Annotated in this window: 18 protein-coding genes; 11 read left to right on the top strand and 7 right to left on the bottom strand. The window is 71.9% G+C overall.

The genetic code is table 11. From position 1 onward, the window contains the following. Positions 1–22: 22 nt before the first annotated feature. On the bottom strand, positions 23–1,405 hold the full coding sequence (locus ACI2K4_RS30650) for an ATP-binding protein (protein WP_404516366.1): 1,383 nt from the start codon (positions 1,403–1,405) through the stop codon (positions 23–25). 12 nt (positions 1,406–1,417) lie between these two features. After that, on the bottom strand, positions 1,418–2,074 hold the full coding sequence (locus ACI2K4_RS30655) for a response regulator transcription factor (protein WP_404516368.1): 657 nt from the start codon (positions 2,072–2,074) through the stop codon (positions 1,418–1,420). A 178-nt stretch (positions 2,075–2,252) separates the two neighbouring features. Between ACI2K4_RS30655 and ACI2K4_RS30660 the strand changes: the two genes are divergently transcribed. Beyond that, positions 2,253–3,185 carry a TerC family protein gene (locus tag ACI2K4_RS30660; protein WP_404516435.1) on the top strand — a complete coding sequence of 311 codons (933 nt, stop codon included), beginning with the start codon at positions 2,253–2,255 and terminating at the stop codon, positions 3,183–3,185. Between the two features lie 108 nt (positions 3,186–3,293). Then, positions 3,294–4,760: an NADP-dependent phosphogluconate dehydrogenase gene (gene gndA / locus ACI2K4_RS30665; RefSeq protein ID WP_404516369.1), complete on the top strand. Its 1,467-nt coding sequence runs from the start codon at positions 3,294–3,296 to the stop codon at positions 4,758–4,760. 69 nt (positions 4,761–4,829) lie between these two features. Here the strand turns inward: gndA and ACI2K4_RS30670 are convergent, their stop codons facing one another. Together ACI2K4_RS30670 and ACI2K4_RS30675 are read right to left on the bottom strand one after the other, a co-directional pair. Next, positions 4,830–5,528: a TNT domain-containing protein gene (locus ACI2K4_RS30670; RefSeq protein ID WP_404516370.1), complete on the bottom strand. Its 699-nt coding sequence runs from the start codon at positions 5,526–5,528 to the stop codon at positions 4,830–4,832. 135 nt (positions 5,529–5,663) lie between these two features. Beyond that, positions 5,664–7,508 (bottom strand): PAS domain S-box protein, encoded by a 1,845-nt coding sequence (locus tag ACI2K4_RS30675; protein ID WP_404516371.1) that lies wholly within the window; start codon positions 7,506–7,508, stop codon positions 5,664–5,666. Between the two features lie 379 nt (positions 7,509–7,887). Here ACI2K4_RS30675 and ACI2K4_RS30680 point away from each other — a divergent pair, with 379 nt between their 5' ends. The 5 genes from ACI2K4_RS30680 (at position 7,888) to lysA (ending at position 13,644) form a co-directional block, all read left to right on the top strand. Then, positions 7,888–8,385: a hypothetical protein gene (locus ACI2K4_RS30680; RefSeq protein WP_404516372.1), complete on the top strand. Its 498-nt coding sequence runs from the start codon at positions 7,888–7,890 to the stop codon at positions 8,383–8,385. Continuing rightward, the gene (locus tag ACI2K4_RS30685) at positions 8,382–8,807 is read left to right on the top strand and encodes a hypothetical protein (protein ID WP_404516373.1); all 426 of its coding nucleotides are present in this window, start codon (positions 8,382–8,384) and stop codon (positions 8,805–8,807) included. Before ACI2K4_RS30680 ends, ACI2K4_RS30685 begins: the two co-directional genes overlap by 4 nt. A gap of 331 nt (positions 8,808–9,138) precedes the next feature. After that, the gene (locus ACI2K4_RS30690; RefSeq protein WP_404516375.1) at positions 9,139–11,568 is read left to right on the top strand and encodes a bifunctional SulP family inorganic anion transporter/carbonic anhydrase; all 2,430 of its coding nucleotides are present in this window, start codon (positions 9,139–9,141) and stop codon (positions 11,566–11,568) included. A 313-nt stretch (positions 11,569–11,881) separates the two neighbouring features. After that, the gene (locus ACI2K4_RS30695) at positions 11,882–12,265 is read left to right on the top strand and encodes an Lrp/AsnC ligand binding domain-containing protein (RefSeq protein WP_404516376.1); all 384 of its coding nucleotides are present in this window, start codon (positions 11,882–11,884) and stop codon (positions 12,263–12,265) included. Continuing rightward, a complete protein-coding gene (gene lysA, locus ACI2K4_RS30700; RefSeq protein ID WP_404516377.1) occupies positions 12,262–13,644 on the top strand; it encodes a diaminopimelate decarboxylase in 1,383 nt (460 codons plus the stop codon). The genes ACI2K4_RS30695 and lysA overlap by 4 nt, the downstream gene beginning before the upstream one ends. A gap of 98 nt (positions 13,645–13,742) precedes the next feature. On the opposite strand, the gene ACI2K4_RS30705 is transcribed toward lysA, so the two are convergent. From ACI2K4_RS30705 to ACI2K4_RS30715, 3 genes are all read right to left on the bottom strand, one after another. Further along, positions 13,743–15,668 carry a glycosyltransferase gene (locus ACI2K4_RS30705; protein ID WP_404516378.1) on the bottom strand — a complete coding sequence of 642 codons (1,926 nt, stop codon included), beginning with the start codon at positions 15,666–15,668 and terminating at the stop codon, positions 13,743–13,745. A gap of 3 nt (positions 15,669–15,671) precedes the next feature. Continuing rightward, positions 15,672–16,739 carry a glycosyltransferase family 2 protein gene (locus ACI2K4_RS30710; protein ID WP_404516379.1) on the bottom strand — a complete coding sequence of 356 codons (1,068 nt, stop codon included), beginning with the start codon at positions 16,737–16,739 and terminating at the stop codon, positions 15,672–15,674. Positions 16,740–16,867: 128 nt separating this feature from the next. Then, positions 16,868–18,754, bottom strand: coding sequence for an NAD-binding protein (locus ACI2K4_RS30715; RefSeq protein ID WP_404516380.1), 1,887 nt, complete (start codon positions 18,752–18,754; stop codon positions 16,868–16,870). Positions 18,755–18,980: 226 nt separating this feature from the next. Between ACI2K4_RS30715 and ACI2K4_RS30720 the strand changes: the two genes are divergently transcribed. The 4 genes from ACI2K4_RS30720 (at position 18,981) to ACI2K4_RS30735 (ending at position 23,427) form a co-directional block, all read left to right on the top strand. After that, positions 18,981–20,147, top strand: coding sequence for an acyltransferase (locus ACI2K4_RS30720; RefSeq protein WP_404516381.1), 1,167 nt, complete (start codon positions 18,981–18,983; stop codon positions 20,145–20,147). An 85-nt stretch (positions 20,148–20,232) separates the two neighbouring features. Then, complete coding sequence (locus ACI2K4_RS30725) at positions 20,233–20,676, top strand: GNAT family N-acetyltransferase (RefSeq protein WP_404516382.1); 444 nt, start codon at positions 20,233–20,235, stop codon at positions 20,674–20,676. 181 nt (positions 20,677–20,857) lie between these two features. Then, positions 20,858–22,072, top strand: coding sequence for a phosphoglycerate dehydrogenase (serA, locus tag ACI2K4_RS30730; RefSeq protein WP_404516384.1), 1,215 nt, complete (start codon positions 20,858–20,860; stop codon positions 22,070–22,072). Further along, positions 22,069–23,427, top strand: coding sequence for an FAD-binding oxidoreductase (locus tag ACI2K4_RS30735; RefSeq protein WP_404516385.1), 1,359 nt, complete (start codon positions 22,069–22,071; stop codon positions 23,425–23,427). The genes serA and ACI2K4_RS30735 overlap by 4 nt, the downstream gene beginning before the upstream one ends. The last annotated feature ends 26 nt before the right edge of the window (positions 23,428–23,453 follow it).

Below are 23,453 nucleotides of genomic sequence, written 5' to 3' on the forward strand. Positions count from 1 at the left end.
TTCGCCTCGGGCCGGACGGCGGTTACGGGGACTCGTCCGGCGTACGGAACCAGAGCGCCGCGTCCAGGCCCCGGGGGATCGCCTGCCGCATGGTCAGCCGCCCACCGGAGACGTCCACCAGCACCGCCACGATGGTCAGACCGAGCCCCGCGCCGGAGATGTTCTGCGCGTCCGCCGCCCGCCAGAACCGTTCGGTGGCGTGCTTGAGCTGGGCGGAGGTCATCCCCCGGCCGTTGTCCCGGACGTGGATCGCCACCCCGCCGTCGAGCTTGTAGACCGACACCTCGATCTTCCCGCCCTCGTCGGTGAACTTGACCGCGTTGTCGATCAGGGCGTCCAGGGACTGGTCCAGGGCGGTCGGCGCGGCGGTCGCGTACGCCGGGGTCGGGGGTGTGTTCACGGTGAGCTGGATGGACCGGCGGCGGGCCAGCGGCTCCCAGGCCCGGACCCGGGAGACCGCCACCTCGGCGGCGTCGACCACCACCATCTTGTCCGCCCCCCGCTCCGCGCGGGCCAGGGTCAGCAGGCCGTCGAGCACCTGGGCGAGCCGGTCGCTCTCCTCCAGGGCCAGCCGGTGCTCGGTCCGGCCCTCCTCGTCGACGACGCTCGGTCCCAACTCCTCCACCCGCAGCCGCAGCGCGGTGAGCGGGTTGCGCAGTTGGTGGCTGGCGTGGGCGACGAAGGCCCGTTGCCGTTCCATCGCGTCGGAGAGCGCGTCGGCCATGTCGTTGAAGCTGGCCGCGAGCCGGCGCAGCTCGGGGGGACCGACCCGGTGCGGGGCCCGGGCCGCCCGGTCACCCTCGGCGATCTCGTGGGTCACCGCGTCGAGCACGGTGACCGGCCGCAGCACCCAACCGGCCAGCCGGAACGCGGTCAGCACACAGGCGAGTACGGCGAGCGCGCCGATCACCGCGAGCGCCAGCCACCAGGAGAGCGTGCTGCGCCCAATCCGGCCGGTCGGCGACGAGATGATCACCGAACCGAGCACCTCGCCGCTCTCGCTCACCGGCACCGAGACGACCAACGGATCGCTGTCCCAGGGCCAGACCAGTCCCGGGTCGGCGGACTGCTGCCCGGCCAGCGAAGCCCGGGTGGCGGACTCCACCAGCGCCGGGTCGGGACGGTAGCTCGGGGTCCGCAGGACAACCGTACGGTCCCGGTCGACGAGGGCCGCGTCGATCCCGTACAGCTCCGCGTAGCGGTCCAGTTCGGCGCTCACGCCACCGGTCGCCCCGCCCCGCAGGGCCGGTCCGGAGAGCGAGGAGAAGCGGGTCGCGTCGGCGAGCCGGTCGGCGCGTACCCGGTCGGTCTCGGCGGTGGCCAGGGTGAAGGCGAGCGGGATCTCCAGGGCGATCAGCACCAGGACCATCAGCAGCAGGTAGCTGAGAACGAGACGGCGGCGCACGGCGGCTCCCGCTCACCCGGTCCGGAGCCGGTAGCCCACGCCCCGGACGGTCTCCACCAGGCCGGGGTCGCCGAGTTTGGCCCGCAGCGACCCGACGTGCACCTCGACCGTGTGCCGGCCGGTCCAGGTGGTCTGCCAGACGTCGAGCAGGATCCGGTCCCGGGGCACCACCAGCCCGGGTTGGCGGGCCAGCGACATCAGGATGTCGAACTCCTTGCGGGTCAGCGCGACCGGCGCCCCGTCGACCTCGGCCGACCGGGCGGTCACGTCGATCCTGATCCGACCCGCCTCGATCACCGTACGCGGCGCCGCGCTGTAGGTCCCCCGGCGCAGCACCGCCTCGATCCGGGCGTGCAGCTCCGCCATGGAGAACGGCTTCACCACGTAGTCGTCCGCGCCCACCCGCAGCCCGAGCACCCGGTCACGCTCCTCGCCACGCGCGGTGACCGCGATGATGCCGAGTTGGGGGGTGCGCTGCCGCAGCGTCCGGCACACCTCGACGCCGTCGCCGTCGGGCAGGGTGAGGTCGAGCAGGACCAGGTCACACGGGGCGGCGGCGAGTGCCGCGGCGGCGGTGGACGCCTGTTCGATGTCGAACCCACGGCGGGTCAGCGCCGACGCCATCGCGGCCGCGACCCGACTGTCGTCCTCGACCAACAGGATGCGCACTCGCCCTCCCCCACGCCGACTGCCCGCTATTGTGCCGCCCGGACGGCGTACGTCCAGCCCCGCCCGGACGACTACCAGCTCCGTTCACGGGCGATAAACCCCGCTTGGTGGGGTATGCGGCACCGGTGACGACAACGCGGCGGCCGGGGTGACCGCCGCCGTTCCCGGCTGGGCCTGGATGGCGCTGGCTCTCGTCATCGCCGCCATGCTCGCCGTCGACCTGCTGCTGCACCGGGACAACCACGTTGTCGGGCTGCGCGAGGCCGGGATCTGGAGCGGGATCTGGATCACCGCCGGCCTCGTCTTCGGCGTACTGCTCTGGTGGTGGCAGGGATCGTCGGCCGGCACCGCCTACTACGCCAGCTACCTCATCGAGAAGACGCTCTCCATCGACAACGTTTTTGTCTTCGCGCTCATTTTCACCTACTTCGCCGTACCCGCGGCCTACCAGCACAAGGTGCTCTTCTGGGGCGTGATCGGCGCGCTCGGCTTTCGTCTGGCGTTCATCTTCGCCGGGGCGGAACTGCTGCGTACGTTCTTCTGGACCGCGTACATATTCGGCGCGTTCCTGATCTACACGGGTTACCAGATGGCGTTCCGGCACAACCGGAAGGTGCAACCCGAGCGAAACCCGGTGGTACGCCTGATCCGGCGAATCCTGCCCACCGACGCCCGTTATCACGACGGTCGGTTCGTGGCCCGGACAAATGGCAGGCGCCGGGTCACCCTGCTCTTCGTCGTACTGGTCTCGATCGAGGCGAGCGACCTCATCTTCGCGGTCGACTCGATCGCCGCCATCCTGGCCATCACCACCGACACGTTTGTGCTCTGGTCGGCCAACGCGTTCGCGATCCTCGGACTCCGGAGCCTCTATTTCCTGCTCGCCGGCCTGCTCCGCCGGTTCAGCCGGCTGCACTACGGCCTCGCCGTGCTGCTGGCCTTCGCCGGGGTGAAACTCATCCTGGCCGAGACCGATGTCGGCAAACTGCCGATCCCGCTTACCCTCGGGGTGATCGTGGTGACCATCGCCGGATCGATCGTGTGGAGTCTGCGGTCGAGCCTACCCACCGGTGGGCCGTCCCGTTCCGGTGACCGGGACGGGCACCGATGAGTCGGGTGGCGACGGACACCATAGAGGAAGATCACATACCTGGGCCGGCGGCTGGGGCGGAAGAACGCTGGCAGCATGGTCAACGCAGACGGATCGAGGGAGAGAAGCATGGCCGAACAGGCAGCGACCGGGCAACCGGCGGTGGGCAGCGCGCAGATCGGCGTCACCGGTCTGGGCGTGATGGGCCGGAACCTGGCCCGTAACCTCGCCCGCCACGGTTACCCGGTGGCGGTGCACAACCGGTCCGCCGACCGTACCCGGAGCCTGATCGCCGAGCACGGCGACGAGGGCGAGTTCGTACCGAGCGAATCGATGTCGGACTTCGTGGCATCGCTCGCCCGCCCGCGCGCGGTGATCATCATGGTCAAGGCCGGTGGCCCCACCGACGCCGTGATCGAGGAACTGATCCCGCTGCTCGACACCGACGACATCATCATCGACTGCGGCAACGCCCACTTCGCCGACACCCGGCGGCGCGAGGAGTCGTTGCGCGCGCACGGGCTGCACTTCGTCGGCACCGGTGTCTCCGGTGGCGAGGAGGGCGCACTGCTCGGCCCGAGCATCATGCCGGGCGGTTCGGTCGAGGCGTACGCGAAGCTCGGGCCGATCTTCGAGTCGATCGCCGCGCAGGTGGACGGTGCCCCGTGCTGCACGCACGTCGGCCCGGACGGCGCCGGACACTTCGTGAAGATGGTCCACAACGGCATCGAGTACGCCGACATGCAGCTCATCGCGGAGGCGTACGACCTGCTCCGGGAGGGGCTCTCCGCGTCGCCGGGCGAGCTGGCCGACATCTTCCGCACCTGGAACGAGGGCGACCTGGAGTCGTTCCTGATCGAGATCACCGCCGACGTGCTCGGCCACACCGACGCCCGGACCGGCAAGCCGTTCGTGGACGTGGTGCTGGACCAGGCCGAGCAGAAGGGCACCGGGCGCTGGACCGTGCAGAGCGCACTGGACCTGGGTGTGCCGATCACCGGCATCGCCGAGGCCACCTTCGCCCGGTCGCTGTCCGGGCACGCCGACCAGCGGGCCGCCGCCCGTGAGCTGTTCGGCGACGCCGGTGGCCAGGCGACCGTGACCGACCGGGACGCGTTCGTGGACGACGTGCGCAAGGCGCTGTACGCCTCGAAGGTGGTCGCGTACGCGCAGGGCTTCGACCACATCCAGGCCGGCAGCGAGGAGTTCGGCTGGGACATCGACCGGGGCGCGATGGCCACCATCTGGCGGGGCGGCTGCATCATCCGGGCCCGGTTCCTGGACCGGATCCGGGAGGCGTACGACGCCGACCCGCAGTTGCCGAGCCTGCTGGTGGCGCCGTACTTCGCGAAGATCGTCTCGGAGAGCATCGGGAGCTGGCGCCGGGTGGTGCACTTCGCCACCGAGGCCGGGATCCCGGTGCCGGCGTTCGCCTCGTCGCTGTCGTACTTCGACGGGCTGCGTCGCGGCCGGCTCCCCGCCGCCCTGATCCAGGGGCTGCGGGACAACTTCGGCGCGCACACGTACCAGCGCGTCGACGTCGAGGGCAGCTTCCACGTGCAGTGGGCGGGCGACCGTACCGAATCCCCGGCCTGATCGGCCGTGACACCGCCGGCGACGGGTGCGACGTCGCCGGCGGTGTACGGGGTCCGGGCGCCCTCGTGCCTAGGGTCGTTCCTCGACCAGGTAGCCCTGCTGGAGCAGCCAGTTGACGCTGGGTGCCGCCCCGGCGTCGGGCAGGTGGCGCTGCTCGAGCTTGTACTGAAGCCCGAGGCCGAGTTGCTCGAACCAGGGGGCGATCGGCCCGGAGTCCACCCGGAACGCCTTCAGCACGCAGTAGAGGTGGTAGTTGGCCCGGGTCGTCCCGGTCGGTGTGTTGAGGTTCTGCGGTGGCAGCGCCCGCTGGAGGAAGAGGGTGCCGGCCGGGGCGAGGTAGGCCCCGCCGGGGTAACCGAACCGGTCGACCCGGGTGCCCGGCCGCAGCGTCAGCGCGAACCTGATCGGCTGGTCGAACAGGACCAGGAAGCCGTCGGCGGGCGGATAGATCCATGAGTTGCCACCGCGGTACCTTGCCGCGAACTCCGACTGGCTGAGGTCACCGAACCGCTGGTACGCCGGGAGCAGCGGGCCGATCGGGTGCTCCGTCGGGAGCGGTTCGGGGCCGAGTTCCGGTCGGGCCGGATCGTGGAACCGGGTCGTGGGCGGGGCCTGGTCGGGCGTACCCGGCTGGCACGGCGCGGTGGCTGGCGCCGGCGCCGGCGCCGCGTGGGCCGCCAGCGGCGGCGCGGTGACCAGGAGCACCCCGACCAGGGCTGCGGAGGCAAACGTACGGACCTTCATATACCCCCCAAACCAGGTCAACATCGCGGACAGTCTTTAGACGGTCACCCAGAGTCGTCCAGGATCTATCGGATTTCCGTCAATTCGCCCACGCCCGCCGCTCCGCCGCTCGAGCGGTCAGCGGTCAGCGGTCAGCGGTCAGCGGTCAGCGGTCAGCGGTCAGCGGAAACGGCGGCGCAGGCTGCGGCGGTTCAGTCCGGGCGCGGTCTTCTCCAGCCGGCGGCGCAGTACGTCCCACTCGCGCCGCCGCTCGTCGGTGACGTCGCGCAGCGTGATCGCGACACCCGGCGGTCCCGGATCGGTGGGCAACGGTCGACAGGTCACCTCGACCAGCACCCGAGTGCCGTCGGCGCGCCGGAGCGTCCACTGCACGTCCACTCCGGACGGCTCCTCCGGGCCGCGTACGCCCCGCAGGGTCCGGTCGATCTGCTGGTGGTCGTCCGGGTGGACCAGGTCACGCCAGGTGACGAAGACCTGCGACTCGATGCCGAGGATGTGCCAGACCTGCGGGTTGGCGTAGCTGATCCGATCGTCGTCGCCGACGATGAGGACCCCGTCGCTGGTGCTCGCGGCCACCTGGTCCAGATAGCGGTCGCGGTCGCGCCGGTGTGCCGCGCCGGTCACCTCGAGCCGGTGCAGCGCCAGCGTGGCCTGACCGGCGGCCACCTCGATGACGTCCCGGGAGGCGACCAGGGTGTCCCGGTCGGCGGCCACCAGCAGGGCAGCCGCACCCCGACCGATCAGCGGCTCGGCGTTCGGGGTCAGGGAGGCGACGATGGTGGCCGGCAGACCGCCCAGCGGCTCGGCCAGCACGGCCGGCAGCAGCCGGGTCTCGATCAGCAGGCTGCGCCGGAACGCGTGGGTCGGCAGCGGCTGGTCCAGCTCGACCCGTGGGGACCAGACAAAGTCGAGGTCGCCCGGCCGCCGGTTGGGGCGGTAGAGGGCGAACACCATCCGGTGCGGCGTACCGGCCGGCATCATCTCGGTGACCATCACTCGCAGCGCGTCGCCGACCTGCGCGCTACCGGTCGCGGCGACCAGGTTGGTGGAGGTCTCGCGCAGGTGCCGCTCCCGCCGGACCGCGTGCCCGTGCTTGTTGCGGGCGTCGACGACCCGGACCACGACCAGGACCGTGGTGAACCCGGCCACCACGGCGATCATCACGCCGTGCAGCACCACGCCGGCCAGCGCCTCGACGAGCAGGACGAGCGGCGCCGCGAGGCTGGTCAGCGCCACCAGGCCCACCCGGGTCGTCGCGGTCTCGTCCGGCGGCGGCTCCAGCCGCGTGGTCAGCCGGGTCATCGACGGGTGCATCGCGGCCGCGCCCCAGGCGAGGTAGTAGACCAGGTAGCCCAACTCCGCCGGCCCGCCCGGCTGCCAGCCCGGACCGAGTTGGAGGACGGCGAACGCGATGTCCGCGCAGAGCAGTCCGCTCGCACCGACGGCCAGCAGCAGGACGGCCGGGTTGCCCGGCGCGGCCACGGCGAGCCGCACCATCACCACCATGGCCAGCAGGTCGCCGAGGATGTGGCAGGCCAGCAGGCACTGCTGAACGGTGGAGAGCCCCGAGCCGGACAGCGCCGGTGCCACCAGTTGGGTCCAGCCGACAAGCCCGACGGCGAGCACCACCGCGAGCAGGTCGGTCAGGCCGGAGCGGTCCCGCAGCAGCGCGCTACCTCGGGTGAGTTGCACCAGGCCGGCGGCGAGCAGCGGGAAGACGGCCGCGTACAGCCAGTCGGCGATCATGCCCAGGGTCGCACTGGTCGCCGTGGAGCCGATCGCGTAGATCACATCGCCGGTCGCCTGCACGGCCAGACCCGCCCCGAACAGCAGCCACGGCGCCGAACGCGACGGCCGGTGCCGGTGGATGCCGTAGGCGATCGCCGTCACGCTGGCGACGCCGATCGCCCCCCAGAGGATCGCCGACGCCGAGGGCAAGGCGAGGACACCGATTCCGAGGAGGGAGGTCAGTAGGACAAAGCCGCTCAGTCGGCGCTCCGGCAACCGGAATCCTCCCACCCGCGCCACGGGCAGCCGTCGACCCTCGGTGCCAGGTGTGCACCGTCCCGGCGGCAGGCTTCCGCGTACGCATCCGTCTCCCTGCGGTAACGACTATGCCGCACCGGAACGGGTCGATGGGCGGAACGCGCCGAAACCGATACCGAGGCGGTGTGTCCGGTGTGGAGGATTGCCGCGACGAGCAGCGGTTACCCGCGCAGGACAGGTGTCGATGATCTGTCACTTCTCCTTAAGTAATCACACAAACACGGATAGTAGTATTTGCCGGACAGCGGGCCTCAGCCCCCTAGGCAGCAGCCGCAGCCGGACCGGATCAAGCCGGACGGCGGCACCGCCAGACCGCTCACTCCGCAAGGGCATCACCGTGAAACAGGACAACTCCCGGTCAACCAGTCAACGAGCAACCGATGCGATCCCTCCGCCGCCGCCCCCGACCAGAGTCAGCTCCGGCCGGCACCCGTTCGAGCTGACCTTCCTCCTGGGCGGGCTGGTCTGCGGCGTCATGATGGTCGTACTCGACGCACTCCCCCGGTCCCTCGTCGCCGCCATGCCCTCGACAATCGAGTGGAGCTGGGAGCTGGGCCTGATCCTCGCCGGCCTGCTCGGACTGCTCGGCGTCGCCTGGCCGGGACAGATCTCCACCGGCCTGGGCCTCGAACTCGGGGCGGTACTCCTGCTCGGCGCGAACACCGCGATGTACTCCATCGCGCTGTTCGCGGTCAGCGGCAGCGGGGCGTACACCGCCGGCATCTTCATCGGCGCCGTCTCCGTCGGCTCCGCCTGGAGGTGCTGCCAGATCATCGCGGACCTGCGCCGGTTGGCCCGCGCGGCCGAACTCGCGCGGTGGGCGGGAACGTCATGACCGCCACCGACGCGCCGTCGAGCGGACCGGCCTGGGTGCAGATCCTGCTGTCGGTGGTCGGAGTACTGGGGGGCACGGCCGGGGTGTTCGCGACCGTCGCCGTCGCGGTGCGACGACGCCGGTTCGAGGCGGACCCCGCCGAGCTGCTGACCTCCACCGCGCTCACGATCGTCGGTCCGCTGCGCGGTCGGGTGTCGGAGCTCGAACTGGAGACCGCGCGGGCCCGGGGCCGGGCACTGGCGGCCGAACGGGAGATCAGCGAACTGCGGGTGACCCATCGCGACCTGACCACGCTGCTTCACCGGTGGCGCACCGCCATCATGGCGCCGGACGCCACCATGGCGACGGTACGGGCCCAGATCCGGGCCAACCGGTCGCTGTGCCCGGACGAGCAGCGGTCACCGTCGACCTGCGACGGCTGAGCCACACCCACACCCGACCCGGCGTCCACCGTCCACGGTGGCCGACGCCTCGACGGCGCCGACGCCGGGTAGCCAGCCACCCACACCCCTTGGGTCCACATTAGACGATCCACTTATGGGCGGTTTCCCCTGCTCAGCAGGTTCTACCCCCACTGTGGCCAACCAAACAACAGGCTGTTATCGATCAAGTTCAGACGGTAATGTGCCCGATGAGCGGCATCAGCCCGCTTACGCGGCATTAGTTCTCATTGTTGTCATCATTTCGTCCGAGCCCTGTCACGACCCGGAGGATAATATGGTGGATACCGGACAGCCTCAAAGCACCGCTTCGATGACCGTCCCGCATCCGCCCAATCCGGAACGGGCGGCCGACCTCCGACGTACCCTCCTGCGCCACGACCTCCCGGCCTCGTTTGTCGTCTTCCTCGTCGCGATCCCGCTCTCCCTCGGCATCGCCGCCGCCTCCGGGGCACCCCTGCTCGCGGGCATCATCGCCGCCGTCGTCGGTGGAATCGTGGTCGGCGCGCTCGGCGGGGCACCGCTCCAGGTGAGCGGACCGGCGGCCGGCCTGTCGGTGATCGTGACGGACCTGGTGATGCGCCACGGCTGGGTCACCACCGCCGCGATGGTCACCCTCGCCGGTCTGGTCCAGATCGTGCTCGGGCTCAGCCGGCTGGGCCGGACCGCACTGATGCTCTCCCCGGCGGTGGTGCACGGCATGCTCGCCGGCATCGGCATCGTGATCGCGCTCAGCCAGCTACACGTCGTCCTCGGCGGCGCCCCGCAGAGTTCGGCCTGGGAAAATCTCAGCGAGCTGCCGGCCCAACTGGTCGGCTACCACGACGCCGCCGTGCTGGTCGGTGTCGTCACCGTCGTCGTACTGCTCGTCTGGCCCCGGCTGATCCGGCTCTCCTACCTGCCGGCGCCACTGATCGCCATCGTGGTCGCCACCGCGCTCGCCACCGGCCTGGGCCTCGACCTGCCCCGGGTCGCCCTGCCGGAGGACCCGCTCAGTCACCTGGGCGTGCCGCGCTGGCCGGACGCGCCACTGAGCGCCGTGGTCTCCGGGGTGCTGTTGCTCGCCGTGGTCGCCAGCGTGGAGTCGCTGCTCTCCGCCGTCGCGGTGGACAAGCTGCACGACGGGCCACGAGCCCGGCTGGACCGCGAGCTGATCGCCCAGGGGGTGGCGAACACCGCCTCCGGCGCGCTCGGTGGACTGCCGGTCACCGGGGTCATCGTTCGCAGCTCGGCGAACGTGGCGGCGGGTGCGCGCACCCGGGCCTCGGCGATCCTGCACGGCCTCTGGATCGCCGTCTTCGTGCTGCTGCTGACCGGGATGCTGGAACTGATCCCGATGTCCGCGCTGGCCGGGGTGCTGGTGATCGTCGGGCTGCGCCTGATCAGCGTGGCGCACCTACGCGATCTGAGACGACACCGGGAACTCCCGGCGTACGCGGTCACCGTACTCGGCGTGGTCTTCCTCGACCTGGTCACCGGCGTACTGCTCGGGGTGGCGGTGACCCTGGTGGCGGCGTTGTACCGGCTCACCCACTGGCGCATCGACGTGGACCGGCGCGGGCCCGACGACATCCTGGTGCAGATCACCGGCACCCTGCTCTTCCTCGGCGCCGGCCGGCTCAACCAGGAACTGCGGCGGCTGCCGCCGGGCGCCCGGGTCCACCTGGAACTGCGCCTGGACTTCCTCGACCACGCCGCCTTCGCCGTGATCGAACAGTGGCGGGCCGGATACCTCCGCCACGGCGGCCAGGTACGGGTGGAGGAGGTGCTGGACGGCTGGTTCGACCGGGCGGTACGCGACCGGCTCGGCAACCGCAAGACCCTGCCCGACCGGCTGCCCCGCTGGCTGGCCCCGTGGTCACACTGGCAGGCCGGTGCCACGGCGCCGAACGGGACCCACCCGGTGCTGCCGGTCCAGGGCGGTACGGCGGCACCCGGCCGGGTCGGACCGGAACGCTCCGACGCCACTGCCCCGACCACCGCCCCGCCCCGCCCCGACACCGCCGAGCCGATCGCCACGGGGACCGGTGACGGGCCCGAGATCGGCGGCAACATGCTGGTGGGCGTACGCGAGTTCCAGCGTCGCTTCGCGCCGCTGGTCCGGCCCTACCTGACCGAGCTGGCCCGGGACGGCCAGCGCCCCGGCGAACTCTTCATCACCTGCGCCGACTCCCGGATGGTGCCGAACCTGGTCACCGCGAGCGGCCCCGGCGACCTGTTCTGCCTGCGCAACATCGGCAACATCGTGCCCCGGCACGGCAGCCCCGGTGACCACAGTGTCGGCGCCGCCATCGAGTACGCGATGGACGTGCTGGACATCTCGACGATCACCGTCTGCGGGCACTCCGACTGCGGGGCGATGCGCGCGGTGCTGCACGGCGGCGTCACCCAGGGGTCGCACCTCGGCTCCTGGCTGCGTCACGCGCGACCGGCGGGGCGCGACGACCGGGCCCCGGAACCCGATGCCCGAAAAGCCGAGGAACGGCAGGCCGAGGACCAGCAGGAGGCTGGGGAACGGCAGGCTGGGGAACGGCGGGGCGAGGAACGCGAAGCCGACGCGCTGGAGCAGCAGGCGTTGGCGAACGTCGCCGAACAACTCGCCAACCTACGGACCTACCCGAGCGTCCGGCGGCGGCTCGACGCCGACCGGCTCCGCCTGGTCGGCCTCTACTTCGACCTGCACGAGGCCCGGATGTACCTGGTGGACGCCGGCAACGGTGCCCGGCGTCCACTACCCGGCTGAACGGACCTACCACGCTGAACGGACCTACCACGGCGCCCGGGGCGGCGTACCCGACGAGGCCACCGGGAGCGGGTGGGCGGAGGAAGACTCGACGGGTACGCCGCACGGGCGAACCGCCCGCGAGGCACCTGGTCGAGAAAACCATCCCCGGGACGCCGCCGACCGACCCCCTGACACGATCGATACGCCCGGGGCCCGGACCCTGACGGCGTCGCCACGGCTCCGTCAAGAAGTCGTCGGGAACGCCCACCCGGCCGTGGCGAACGCGTGAAGATCGGTGCCCGGGGACCGGTCGCGGCGCCACGATCGGGACATGCACCGTCCCACCCCGCCCCGACCGACGTCCCGGCGTACCACCGCCGTCGGCGCCGGCACCCGGCGCCGCCCGGACGACCTGCTGACCGGCGGGTCCGGGCGGATCGAGGCGCTGGTCCGCGTCCGGCTGGCGGCCGGCACCGACGGCGCCCGGTTCGCCCGGCACCTGCGGGCGGACCGCCGGGTGGTGGCCGCGTGGTGGGTCGCCGCCGACATCGACCTGCTGGTCCGCCTCTCCTGCGACAGCCTGGCCGAGCTGAACACCGCCGTCGCCGACCTGCGGTCGCGCGGCGGCGCCTCGGAGACCGTCACCCACCTGCTGCTCCGCCCGCTCGACCTCCTCGAGCGGGACACCGCCGAACCCGAATGTGACACGCTATGACCCTCGCGGAACTCATCCCCTCGCTGCGTACCTCGCTGCCGGCCCAACTGCGCGGAGCGGTGTGGCCGTCGACGGCACACCGGGACGACCACGGCGAGATCTCGGTCGGCGAGGTGCACCTCGGCGAACTGGCCGAACAGTTCGGCACCCCGGCGTACGTGCTGGACGAGGCGGACGTACGCCACCGCTGCCGGGAGTACGCGACGGCGTTCGGCCCCGGCAACGTGGTCTACGCCGCCAAGGCGCTCACCTGCCGGGGCGTGCTGCGGTGGATCGCCGAGGAGGGGCTGTCCCTCGGCGTCCACTCGGCCGGACAACTCGCCACCGCCGCCGCCGTCGGCTTCCCCGCCGACCGGATCGTGTTGCAGGGCGACGCGAAGAGCCCCACGGATCTCGCCGCCGCGCTGGACTACGGCGTCGGCACCGTCGTCATCGAGTCGAGTTCCGAGATCCCGCGCCTGGCCGCGCTGCTGCGCCGCCGGCAACGGGTCCTGCTGCGGGTGCTGCCCGACTGGGACGCCGGCCGGGTCGACACCATGTCGATGCTCCCTGCGGCACCGGTCGCCGACCGGTTCGGCGTACCCGCCGCCGGCACCGGACTGGACGAGATGGTCCGAAGGATCAGCGACCAGCCCATGCTGGAACTGGTCGGGCTGGACTTCTTCCTCGGCTCGCAGACCTCCCGGTTCGGCGGCTACGAACGGGCGATCGGTCACCTGGTGGCGACGATGGCGGGGCTGGCGTCCCGGCACGGAACCGAACTGACCGAGATCAACATCGGTGGCGGGCACGCCGTACCGGGCACCGATGGCGACGGGCAGTTCGCCCTGGAGGCGTTCGCCTCCAGGGCCCGCAAGGTGCTCCGGGTCGCCTGCGACGAGCACCACCTGCCGGTGCCCCGGCTCGGGGTGGCACCGGGGCGGGCGATCGTGGCCCGTGCCGGCGTGGCGCTCTACCGGGTGCTGGCCGTACGCCGCGACCCGGACGGCCACCAACTCGTCGCGGTCGACGGCGGCCTGAGCGACAACCCCCGCCCTGCGCTCTACGGCGCCCGCTACACCGCCGTCCTGCTCGGCCGGCTCAGCCGGGCCCAGGAGCAGCGTACGACGGTGGTGGGGCGGCACGACGAGTCCGGTGACGTGCTGGTCCGGGACGCGCCCCTGCCGGGCGACCTGCGCGCCGGTGACCTGCTGGCGGTCCCCTGCTCCGGGGCGTACCAGCTCAGCCTGGCCTCGAACTACAACCTGGTGCCCCGACCGCCGCTGGTCGCGGTCAACGCCGGGCTGGCCCGGTTGTTGGTCCGGGGCGAGACGGTCGACGACGTCCTCGCCCGCGACCTCGACCCCGCCTCAGGTACGGACGGCGGCGGCACCGACTGATCTCCGTCCGGTACCGGCACGGCCGGGGGTGTCTCGTGGATCGTGGTGGAGCGAGACGCCCCCGGCTTCGCGCCGTTCACGTCGTGCCGGAGACCTGGTCAGCGCGGTTCGGCATCCACCGTGGACGCTACCGCCACCGGGGTCGGGCCGACCCGCGCCGGCTCCGCTCCGGTCACCGCGACGGCGGCGACCGGATCGGCGAACGCCTCGGCGGGGATGCCGTCCCACCGGGCGAACGCGGTGTCCAGGAAGTACTGCTGTCCGGGATCCCAGGTGTGGCCGGACTCCCGACGGTGGTAGACGTAGCCGAGCGGGTGGGTCCGGTAGATCACGGCCCCGTCGCGCCGCAGCCGCTCGAGCACGCCGTAGTCGACCGAGCGCGGCACCGGGCGCCATCCGCCGACCGCCTCCAGGTCACCCTTGGCGAGCAGCATGGTGCCACCGGCGACCATCTCACCGTTCGACTCGGGCACACCCGAGGGACGCCGGACGGTGATCCCGAGATTCTCGATGTAGACGAACTCGGTGCCCTTGCCGACCAGGGTCGCGCCGGAGTAGTGCCGGGCGAGCACCAGGTCCCAGACGTGTTCGGTGCCGTAGCTGTCGTCGTCGTCGAACTTGGTCACCAGGCTGCCCCGGGCCCGGCGGGTCGCCTCGCCGAGGGCGGCGCCGAACCCGGTCGAGCCGGGCACCCGCACGATCTCGTACGGTCGGCCGGACTCGGCCAGGATCGTGGCCAGCTCGGCGGGAAGGTCGATGCCGTGCAGGCAGAGGATGATCTCCAGCTCGGGGTAGGTCTGGTCGACCATCGCCCGTACCGCGTTGGCCAGCATCTCCGGCCGTCGGGTGGCCAGGATGGCACTGACCGACGGCGGCCGGGTCAGCTCCGGCAGGGCGTCCGTGGTCACCCGGGGCAGCGCGAAGCCGGCGGCGTGACCGCGCATCGCGGCCCGCCGCTGCCGTACGCTGTGCGCCTCCAGGGCGAGCGCGTCGTCGACCGGCGGGATGGTGGCGAGCAGGGCGCGCAGTTCCGGCGCGATCAGCTCGGCCACCCGGGGCGACAGCGCCGGCACCCGCAGCACCGCGCCGGTCATGGCGATCTGGACCAGCAGGGCGGCCGTGTCGAGCGGCCGCTCGTCGGTGATCGGTGGGCAGTCCACCACGCCGACCTGGTGCAGTGTGGCCAGGGTGGTGGCGTCGAGGCCGGCGCCGCCGAGGGCACGGCGGTCGGCCGGGTCCCGTGGCGTCCGGCGGGGCCGACCGGCCGGTTCCAGTTCGAGCCGCACGGTGGCGGCCCCGGGCTGGTAGGAACCTCCCCGGCGCCCCCTCGGGTTGATCCGGCGGGCGTCGACCAGCACCACGGAGCGCCCGTCGGGGCTCTGGACGTCGTGTCGTCCGGTCGGCACCGCGACCGCGTACGGCCGCTCGTCGGCCGGGCCGGCGGTCTCGCTGACCGACGGGTGCCGCAGTACGACGTCGTGCGCGCGGATGTCGGTGCTCAGCGGCAGCGCGTCGGCGACGACGGCGGCACCGAGCTGGGTCGGCAGGTAGGCCGGCGCGCCGCCCTGGCTGGTCAGGTTCGCGCTGACCGGGGCGGGCAGCGGCAACGTCGGCGCGAGGGCGTGCAGGCCCGCGCGGAGGATCTCACGGAGTTGGACCGGCTCGGTCAGCCGCAGCCGGACGGTTGCCGTACCGCGCCCGAGGCGGGGCAGGGACACCCGCTGCCGGACCAGGTAGTCGATCGGGCCGACCCGGCCGGACCAGGCCTTGCGCGGTCGGCGCCAGTAGACCACCACGATCCTGGCTCGGCTGGTCGGGGTCAGCGCCCTGGGTTGCTGCACGAGATCGTGCAACCGGTCGGTCGTGCCGGCGACGACCAGCGCGCCACGCGAGCCCGGGACTCTCAGCACCCGCAGGCCGACCAGGCGGCCCACCCGTTCGCTGAGTCCCGGCTGCGGGCCGTCGAGCAGTCGCCACGTACCGCCCGAGTGAGCGCCGGACCATTCAGTTGTGGCTTTCGGCATGCCTCATCCTGTTTTGATCGGTGACCGTCGCACCACTCTACGCGGCTCGGGCGCGCTCGCCCGAGCCCGGCGTCCGGTCATCCGCTGCCGAACCTGCCAGGCCGCCATGAGCAGCTCGAAGAGCTGGTACGCGCCTGCGGCGACCAGGCGCTGCTTGACCCCGTCGTTGCCGGGGGCCACCGGTGCGCCACCGGGCGGCAGGTGCCGGCGGTACTGCGCGGTGATCCGGGCGAAGAAGGCGCGGCGCATCTCCCCGGGCACCCGGCTGGAGTGGCCGAGCACCTGGAGGCAGTGCCAGATCATCCGCTGGAAGATCACCGGTCGGAGGCTGGCGAACTCGCCGGGACGGGCGTCCATGAACGCGAAGACCCGGTCCCACTGGTCGAAGACCTCGAGGTGACGCTCGCTGACCGTACGGGTGATCGCGCCCTGCTGCCGCTGCCGGTACGCGTAGCAGTCCCGGTCGAGCAGGCTGATCCGGCGCGACGCCAGCATCAGCGGCAGGATGAAGGCGACGTCCTCGTACCAGCCGGGCCCGAAGGTGAGTCCGGTCCCGACCAGGAACTCCCGCCGGATCACCTTGTTGCAGGCGATCCAGAGGTGGTTGAGCAGCCCCGGCTGCTCCGCGAAGGTGAAGCTCTCCGGCACCTCGCGCCCCTGGTGGACGGCGCTCACCGGGTGGTCCTCGACCCGGCCGTCCCAGTAGACCCGCGCGTACCCGGTGACGAGCAGGTCCGGCGTGGTCAGTTCGATCCGGTCGGCGACCGCCTCCAGGGTGCCCGGCGGCAACCAGTCGTCGCTGTCGACGCACCAGACGTAACGACCGGTGGCGTGGCGGATGCCGGCGTTGCGGGCGGCCCCGAGCCCGACGTTCTGCGGCAGCGTTACGATCTTGATCCGGCTGTCCCGCGCGGCGTACGTCGCGAGGATCTCGGCGGAGCCATCCGGCGACGCGTCGTCGACGGCGATCACCTCGAAGTCGGCGAACGACTGCGCGAGCAGCGAGTCGAGGCACTCGGCGAGATACTCCTCGACCCGGTAGACCGGAACGATCAAGCTGAGCAGGGCCACGCTCTCCACCTCCGGCTGTTGGGGCTGGGACAGCCTCCGGCAGTCGAAAGGCCGGGTAGCGGCCAGCACGTTAACGCGGGGTGACCATGTGACGACGGCTGTGCCCGCCGCGCCCGGGGCGTCCCAGGTCAGGGCCGGTCGGGCCGGCTCACCTGGTTCGGTCGCCGGGCCTCCCGGACGGCGAGCAACGGCAGCGGCTTCGGCTCGACCAGCGGCGGCGGATCGGGTGCCGCCGCGGCACGGGCGAGCAGCGCCGCCAGCCCGGCGCGGGTGGCGACGACCAGCAGCCGGTCGGTCCGGACCAGCGGTCGCCGGTCCGGCACCGACCAGAGGGTCTGCCCGATCCGACCGGTACGGACGGCGATGATCCGCACCTCGTGGGGTCGGCTGACGTCGGGGCAGAACTCGCCCTCGATCGACGAACCGGCTCCGACCGGGATCTCCGCGACCAGCAGGACCCGCCGCCCGACCGACACGGTGTCGATCACCCCACGGCCGAGCAGCGCGGCGGCGAAGGCGGGCGCGGCCAGGTAGGAGACGCTGCGGGAGATGTTGATGCCGAAAAGGCGCCTGATCCGCCCGGCGAACTCCTCGTCGAAGAGCCGGAGCACCACCCGCAGCGGGCTGACGACCTCACCCGCCGCCTCCTGAGCCGCCCGGCGTACGGAGCGCGCCAGCAGGGCGGTCTCCAGGTTGGTCACGTCGTCACGGCAGAGCACCACCAGCGCCCGACAGGTCTGTACCGAGGCGGCCCGGAGCGTCTCCGCGCTGTTGGCGTTCCGGACCAGTACCGGGATGTCGAGGTCGCGCGCGACCTGCACCCCCCGCGCGTCGGCGGCCCGGTCGATCGCGACCACCCCGATGCCCAGGGCGTGCAGTTCCTCGACCACCCGGGTGCCGATGTTGCCCAGGCCGACCACGACCACGTGGTTCGAGATCGGCTCGGTGAGCTCACCGGCGGCCAGCGCCAGTCGTACGTTCACCACCAGGCCGACCAGCAGCACCGTGACGGCCGGGATCAGGGCCACCCCGGAGAGCACCAGGACCAGTTGCACGGCCTGCTCGGCGGCGGAGCCCTCCAGGTCGGCGTCGGCGCCACCGAGGGTGGTCACGGCGGTCAGGTAGACGGCCTGCCAGAAGCTCAGGTCACGCAGCGCGGTCAGGGTGAGCGAGCCGGTGAGCAACAGACCCGCGACCGATCCGAGGGCAAGTCGCAGCTTGCGGTCGAGCAGCAGCCGGGTGGTACGCAGTGGACGTCGGCGACGACGCCGGACCGGCCGGGGACGGGGTCCGGTGACCCGGGCGAGGACAAGATCCGCCACGTCGTCCCGCTCCGGGAGGGTGACGGGCTTACCCGGCCCGCCCGTGGTCGCGAGGCCACAGACGATGTCGTCGGGGTCGGCCACCCGCTCCCGGTTGACCGCCATCAGCAACTCGTCTTCGGAGAGCCGGACGTACCGGGGCGTGTCGTCGCCGAGCGCCGCCGCGACAAAGGCCGGGGCCGCGATCTCCGATCCGGAGAGTACGTCGCAGTCGCCCAACATCGCGGCCACGCCCTCGCCGAGCACCGGGTTGAAGATCCGCACCACGATCCGTACGGTCGGGCTGACCTCCCGGGCCATCATCGCCGCGTCCACGTTGTCGATGTCGTCGCGCCCGACCAGCGCCAACGCGGCGGCCCGGTCCACCCCGGCGTGCCGGAGCACCTCCTGGCTCAGCCGGGGCGCGACCACCACCACCGGCCGCAGCGCGGGATCGTCGTTCTCCGGGCGCAGAGCGGCGATGTCGGGCGCCTGGCCGGCGGACATCGATCCGACGATCACCGTGACGGGGGCGTGGTAGGTGTCCATCAGTTCGGCGACCAGCCGACGGGCCAACGGGTTGTCTCCCCAGACGACAAAATGGCCCGCGTGGCCGTGCCCGTTCCGCTCGGACCCGCCCGGGGCGTCAGCGGTGGAGCCGCCGGGCGCACCGGTCCCGGGCACCTCGACGGCGGGTGGCGGGTCACCGGACACGGCTCGATGATAGGCAGCCGGCGCGCTTGGAGTCCGATGTGGCGATCCGGGAACGCCGGCCGGACCAGAGCGTCATCGCCGGGTCGTTCCGCGCTCACGGACGGGACGAGGATTGTTCACCTGTGTCGATCCGGCTCCCCGTTCAGCCGGTAACGAGTAGCCCGTCGACCACGATGAATAGCAACTTCCACCGTACCTGTTCGCATGGTGAGTAAGTTATCCGACTATGTTCGGAAAATTCCGAGGCGCTGCCCAAGGGGTCACCGGACCGACGCCACGGGTCGCGCGCGAACCACCCACCCCCGACCGGGACCGTTACCTCGACCTCTGGCGGGCGATCGCGCTCGTCCGCGTGGTCGCCTACCACGCCCTCGGCTGGATCTGGCTCTCCGTCTTCTTCCCCGCGATGGGTCTCATGTTCGGCCTCGCCGGCTCCCTGATGGCCAGATCCGTCGACCGGGACGGCGCCGGGGCGGTGGTCCGCCGACTACGCCGCCTCCTCCCTCCGCTGTGGGCGTTCGGCGCGCTGGCCGTCCTGTTCCTGCTCCAACAGGGCTGGCGCACCGCACCGCCGGGAGCGCTGGGCTGGGGTTCCCTGCTGTGGTGGGCACTGCCGGCACAGGTGCCCCCGGTCGGCGGACCGGCCTGGTCCTGGGCGTTCAACATCACCCTCTGGTACATCGTCACGTACCTCTGGCTGATGCTGCTCTCCCCCGTACTCCTGGTCCTGTTCCGACGGTGGCCGTACCCCAGCCTCGCCGCCGCGACCAGCCTGGCGCTCGGCTTCCAACTGGCCGGAGACACTTTGAGCGGTTACTTCATCGCCAGCTACCTGCCCTGCTGGCTGCTCGGCTTCGCCCACCGCGACGGACTCCTACGACAGATCCCGGCTCGGCGGTACGCCTACTGCGTGGCCGGGTTCGCCCTGGCCGGCATCGCCTGGGTCCTGGTCGCCGCCGTCCGGAACGGCGAGTTCGACCTCTACCACATTCCGGGTGGCAACGTGCTCTGGACCATGGCCGTGGTCGCCACGGTGCTCCGCTTCCAGCCCCGGTTGGACTGGCTCGGCCGCCTGCGACCACTCGACCGCGCCGTCCAGATCGTCAACGCCCGCGCCGTCACCATCTACCTGTGGCACGTACCGGCCGGGATGCTCGTCGCGACCGTGCTCCTCTCCACCGACTGGATCGCCCCGGGAGCGCAGGCCCCCGTCCGACTGGCCGGGGTGCTCCTGCTCACCGGCGTCGCGATCGTGCTGCTCGGCTGGATCGAGGATCTCGCCGCCCGTCGCCCGACCGCCCTGCTTCCCCGGACCGCCCCGGCGCGGCGGCCGGCCACGCCCGCCACGCCCCGCCAGGGCAGGCGACCGGGGACCCGGTCGACCACGTCGTAGTCAGCCCGCCGGTCGACGCCCCGTACGCCACGACGGCGACCGATCTCGATCGCCTCCGGGTCCAGGCCCGTGAGAGTGTGGGCGGGTGGCGATCACCATCCGGACGGCGACCGAGACGGACCTGCCGGCCCTGCTGGCGCTCTACCGGGAGCTGCACCCGGGCGACACCCCGCTCCCGGTGGACCGGGCCGGGGCGGTCTGGCGGGAGATCGCGGCACAGTCCGGACGTACGGTGCTGCTCGCCACGGTGGACGAGGTGCCCGCCGGCACGCTCGACTGCACCGTCCTGCCGAACCTGACCCGGGGCGGCCGACCGTTCATGCTGGTCGAGAACGTCGTGGTCGGCTCGTCCGTACGTCGGCGCGGGGTGGGCCGGGAGCTGCTCGCGGCGACGGTCGAGCGGGCCCGTACGGCCGGCTGCTACAAGATCCAACTGCTGTCGCGGCTGACCCGGGACGAGTCGCACGCCTTCTACGAGTCGTGCGGGTTCCGCCAGCTCGCCGCCGGCTACCGCCGCTACCTGGACTGACGCCACGGGTTCCGGCATCGACGACGGTCCGCCGAACCGGACTCCGGTGACCCAAGGGGCGGGACGCAGCGGACGACCCGAAAGATCAATCCGACGCTGGACTAACCTTGGCCTCCGGTCGGGCTCTATGGCGCGCTCACCGCTGATCAAGCAACGGACCGCAACGGACGGAACAAAGATCATGATCGACCAGGCGAAGACACGCGTCCTGCTGCTGGAGAACATCCACCCCGACGCGGTCACCCGGCTGGAGTCCGAGGGTTTCCTCGTCGAGTCACTGCGCAACGCGCTCGACGAGGACGAACTGATCGCCCGGATCGAGGGCGTGCACCTGCTCGGCGTCCGCTCGAAGACCCGGGTCACCGCACGGGTGCTGGCCGCCGCGCCGCAGCTCGTCGGGATCGGCGCCTTCTGCATCGGCACCGACCAGATCGACCTGGCCACCGCCTCGGCGACCGGCATCGCGGCGTTCAACGCCCCCTTCTCGAACACCCGTAGCGTCGTCGAACTGGCGCTGGCCGAGATCATCATGCTGGCCCGGCGACTGCCGGAGAAGAACGCCGGCATGCACGCGGGCGTCTGGGACAAGGCCGCCAACGGCAGCCACGAGGTGCGGGGCCGCACCCTCGGCATCGTCGGGTACGGCAACATCGGCGCCCAGCTCTCCGTACTCGCCGAGAACCTCGGCATGCAGGTCTACTTCTACGACACCGCCGACAAGCTCGCCCTCGGCAACGCGAAGCGCTGCGACAGCCTCAACGAGCTGCTGGAGGTCGCCGAGACCGTCACGCTGCACGTCGACGGCCGCCCCGGCAACAGCGGCTTCTTCGGGGCGGAGCAGTTCGCCCGGATGCGTCCGCGCAGCCTCTTCCTGAACCTCTCCCGGGGCTTTGTCATCGACTACGCGGCCCTGCGCGACCACCTGGTCAGCGGCCACCTCGCCGGTGCCGGGATCGACGTGTTCCCGCACGAGCCCAAGGGGCGGGGCGACGAGTTCCAGTCCGAGCTGCGGGGCCTGCCGAACGTCATCCTCACCCCGCACATCGGCGGCTCGACCGAGGAGGCGCAGGCCGACATCGGCGGCTTCGTGGCGAACAAGCTGGCCCAGTTCGTCACCGAGGGCAACACCACGCTGAGCGTGAACCTGCCGGCGATCCAGCTCCCCAAGGCGGCCCAGACGCACCGGATCGCGCACACGCACCACAACATGCCGGGCGTACTGGCCCAGGTGAACAGCATCCTGGCCGAGCACGCGGTGAACATCGAGGGCCAACTGCTGGCCACCCGGGGCGAGTACGGCTACCTGCTCACCGACCTCGGCGCCGGCTACAGCGAGGACGTGGTGCTGCAACTGCGCGCGATGAGCCAGACGATCCGGCTGCGGGAGCTGTCGTGAGCGACCTCGAGGAGGAGTTGCGGGCCATCGTCGGCGCGGCGCACCTGCTGGTCGACCCGGACCTGCGGGACGCGTACGAGACCGACTGGACCCGGCGGTTCAGCGGGACGGCACGGTGCGTGGTCCGGCCGGCGGACACCGCCGAGGTGGCCGCCGTGGTGCGGGCGTGCGCCACGGCCGGCGTACCGATGGTGGTCCAGGGCGGTAACACCGGCCTGGTAGGCGGCGGCGTGCCGGCCGGCGGTGAGGTGCTGGTCAGCCTCTCCCGGCTGACCGACCTGGAGCCGGTCGACGAGATCGAGGCCCAGGTCACCGTCGGCGCCGGGGTGACCCTGGAGAAGCTCCAGGCACACGCCCGTCCGGCCGGGCTGGACGTCGGCGTCGACCTGGCCGCCCGCTCGTCGGCGACCATCGGCGGCATGGTGGCGACCAACGCCGGTGGCATCCGGGTGCTGCGTTACGGCAGCATGCGCGACCAGCTCACCGGTCTGGAGGCGGTGCTGCCCGACGGCACGGTGATCACGAGGCTCGCCGGACTCGCCAAGGACAACACCGGGTACGACCTGACCCAGTTGCTCGCCGGCAGCGAGGGCACCCTGGCGATCATCACCCGGGTACGCCTGCGCCTGGTCCCGCTGCTGCCGGCCCGAGCGGTGGCACTGGTGGCGGTCGACGGCACCGACGCCGCGCTCACCCTGCTCAGCGCCGCCCGTGCTCGCCTGGCCACGCTCGCCGCGGCCGAGATCTGCTACCCCGAGGGAATGGACCTGGTCCGCTCCTACGGGCGGCTGCCCGCACCCTTCGACACCGGGTACGCCGCGTACGTGCTGTTGGAGTGCGCGGCACACGCGGACCCGACCGACGAACTGCTGGAGATGCTCGGCGACTGCGACGCGGTCGAGGACGCCACGGTCGCCTCCGACGCGGCCGGCCGGGCGCGGCTGTGGGCGTACCGGGAGACCCACACCGAGGCGATCAACACGGCCGGCGTGCCGACCAAGCTCGACATCTGCGTGCCGCTGCGCGAGCTGGCCGGGCTGGTGGCGGTCCTGCCGGAGACGGTCGAGGCGGTCGCGCCGGGTGCCCGGACGATCCTCTTCGGCCACCTGGGCGAAGGGAACCTGCACGTCAACGTGTTGGGCGCGGGCGAGGCGGCCGAGCAGGTGACGGACGCGGTGCTGCGGCAGGTCGCCCAGCGGCGCGGCAGCATCAGTTCGGAGCACGGCGTGGGCCGGGCGAAGGCGGAGTGGCTGTCGCTGTCCCGCTCGCCGGAGGAGATCGACACCCTGCGCCGGATCAAGTCCGCCCTGGACCCGGCCGGCGTGCTGAACCCCGGCGTACTGCTGCCGAACTGACCCGGCTCCCCACCCAGCGAACCGGC

Origin of the sequence: Micromonospora sp. NPDC050397 (genome assembly GCF_044901685.1) — a bacterium.
Lineage (GTDB): Bacteria > Actinomycetota > Actinomycetes > Mycobacteriales > Micromonosporaceae > Micromonospora_G.

Coding starts and splice junctions, on each gene's coding strand:
- ACI2K4_RS30660 (WP_404516435.1), top strand. CDS start 2,253: ATGGCGCTGGCTCTCGTCATCGCCGCCATGCTCGCCGTCGACCTGCTG.
- gndA (WP_404516369.1), top strand. CDS start 3,294: ATGGCCGAACAGGCAGCGACCGGGCAACCGGCGGTGGGCAGCGCGCAG.
- ACI2K4_RS30685 (WP_404516373.1), top strand. CDS start 8,382: ATGACCGCCACCGACGCGCCGTCGAGCGGACCGGCCTGGGTGCAGATC.
- lysA (WP_404516377.1), top strand. CDS start 12,262: ATGACCCTCGCGGAACTCATCCCCTCGCTGCGTACCTCGCTGCCGGCC.
- ACI2K4_RS30690 (WP_404516375.1), top strand. CDS start 9,139: ATGACCGTCCCGCATCCGCCCAATCCGGAACGGGCGGCCGACCTCCGA.
- ACI2K4_RS30695 (WP_404516376.1), top strand. CDS start 11,882: ATGCACCGTCCCACCCCGCCCCGACCGACGTCCCGGCGTACCACCGCC.
- ACI2K4_RS30720 (WP_404516381.1), top strand. CDS start 18,981: ATGTTCGGAAAATTCCGAGGCGCTGCCCAAGGGGTCACCGGACCGACG.
- ACI2K4_RS30670 (WP_404516370.1), bottom strand. CDS start 5,528: ATGTTGACCTGGTTTGGGGGGTATATGAAGGTCCGTACGTTTGCCTCC.
- serA (WP_404516384.1), top strand. CDS start 20,858: ATGATCGACCAGGCGAAGACACGCGTCCTGCTGCTGGAGAACATCCAC.
- ACI2K4_RS30705 (WP_404516378.1), bottom strand. CDS start 15,668: ATGCCGAAAGCCACAACTGAATGGTCCGGCGCTCACTCGGGCGGTACG.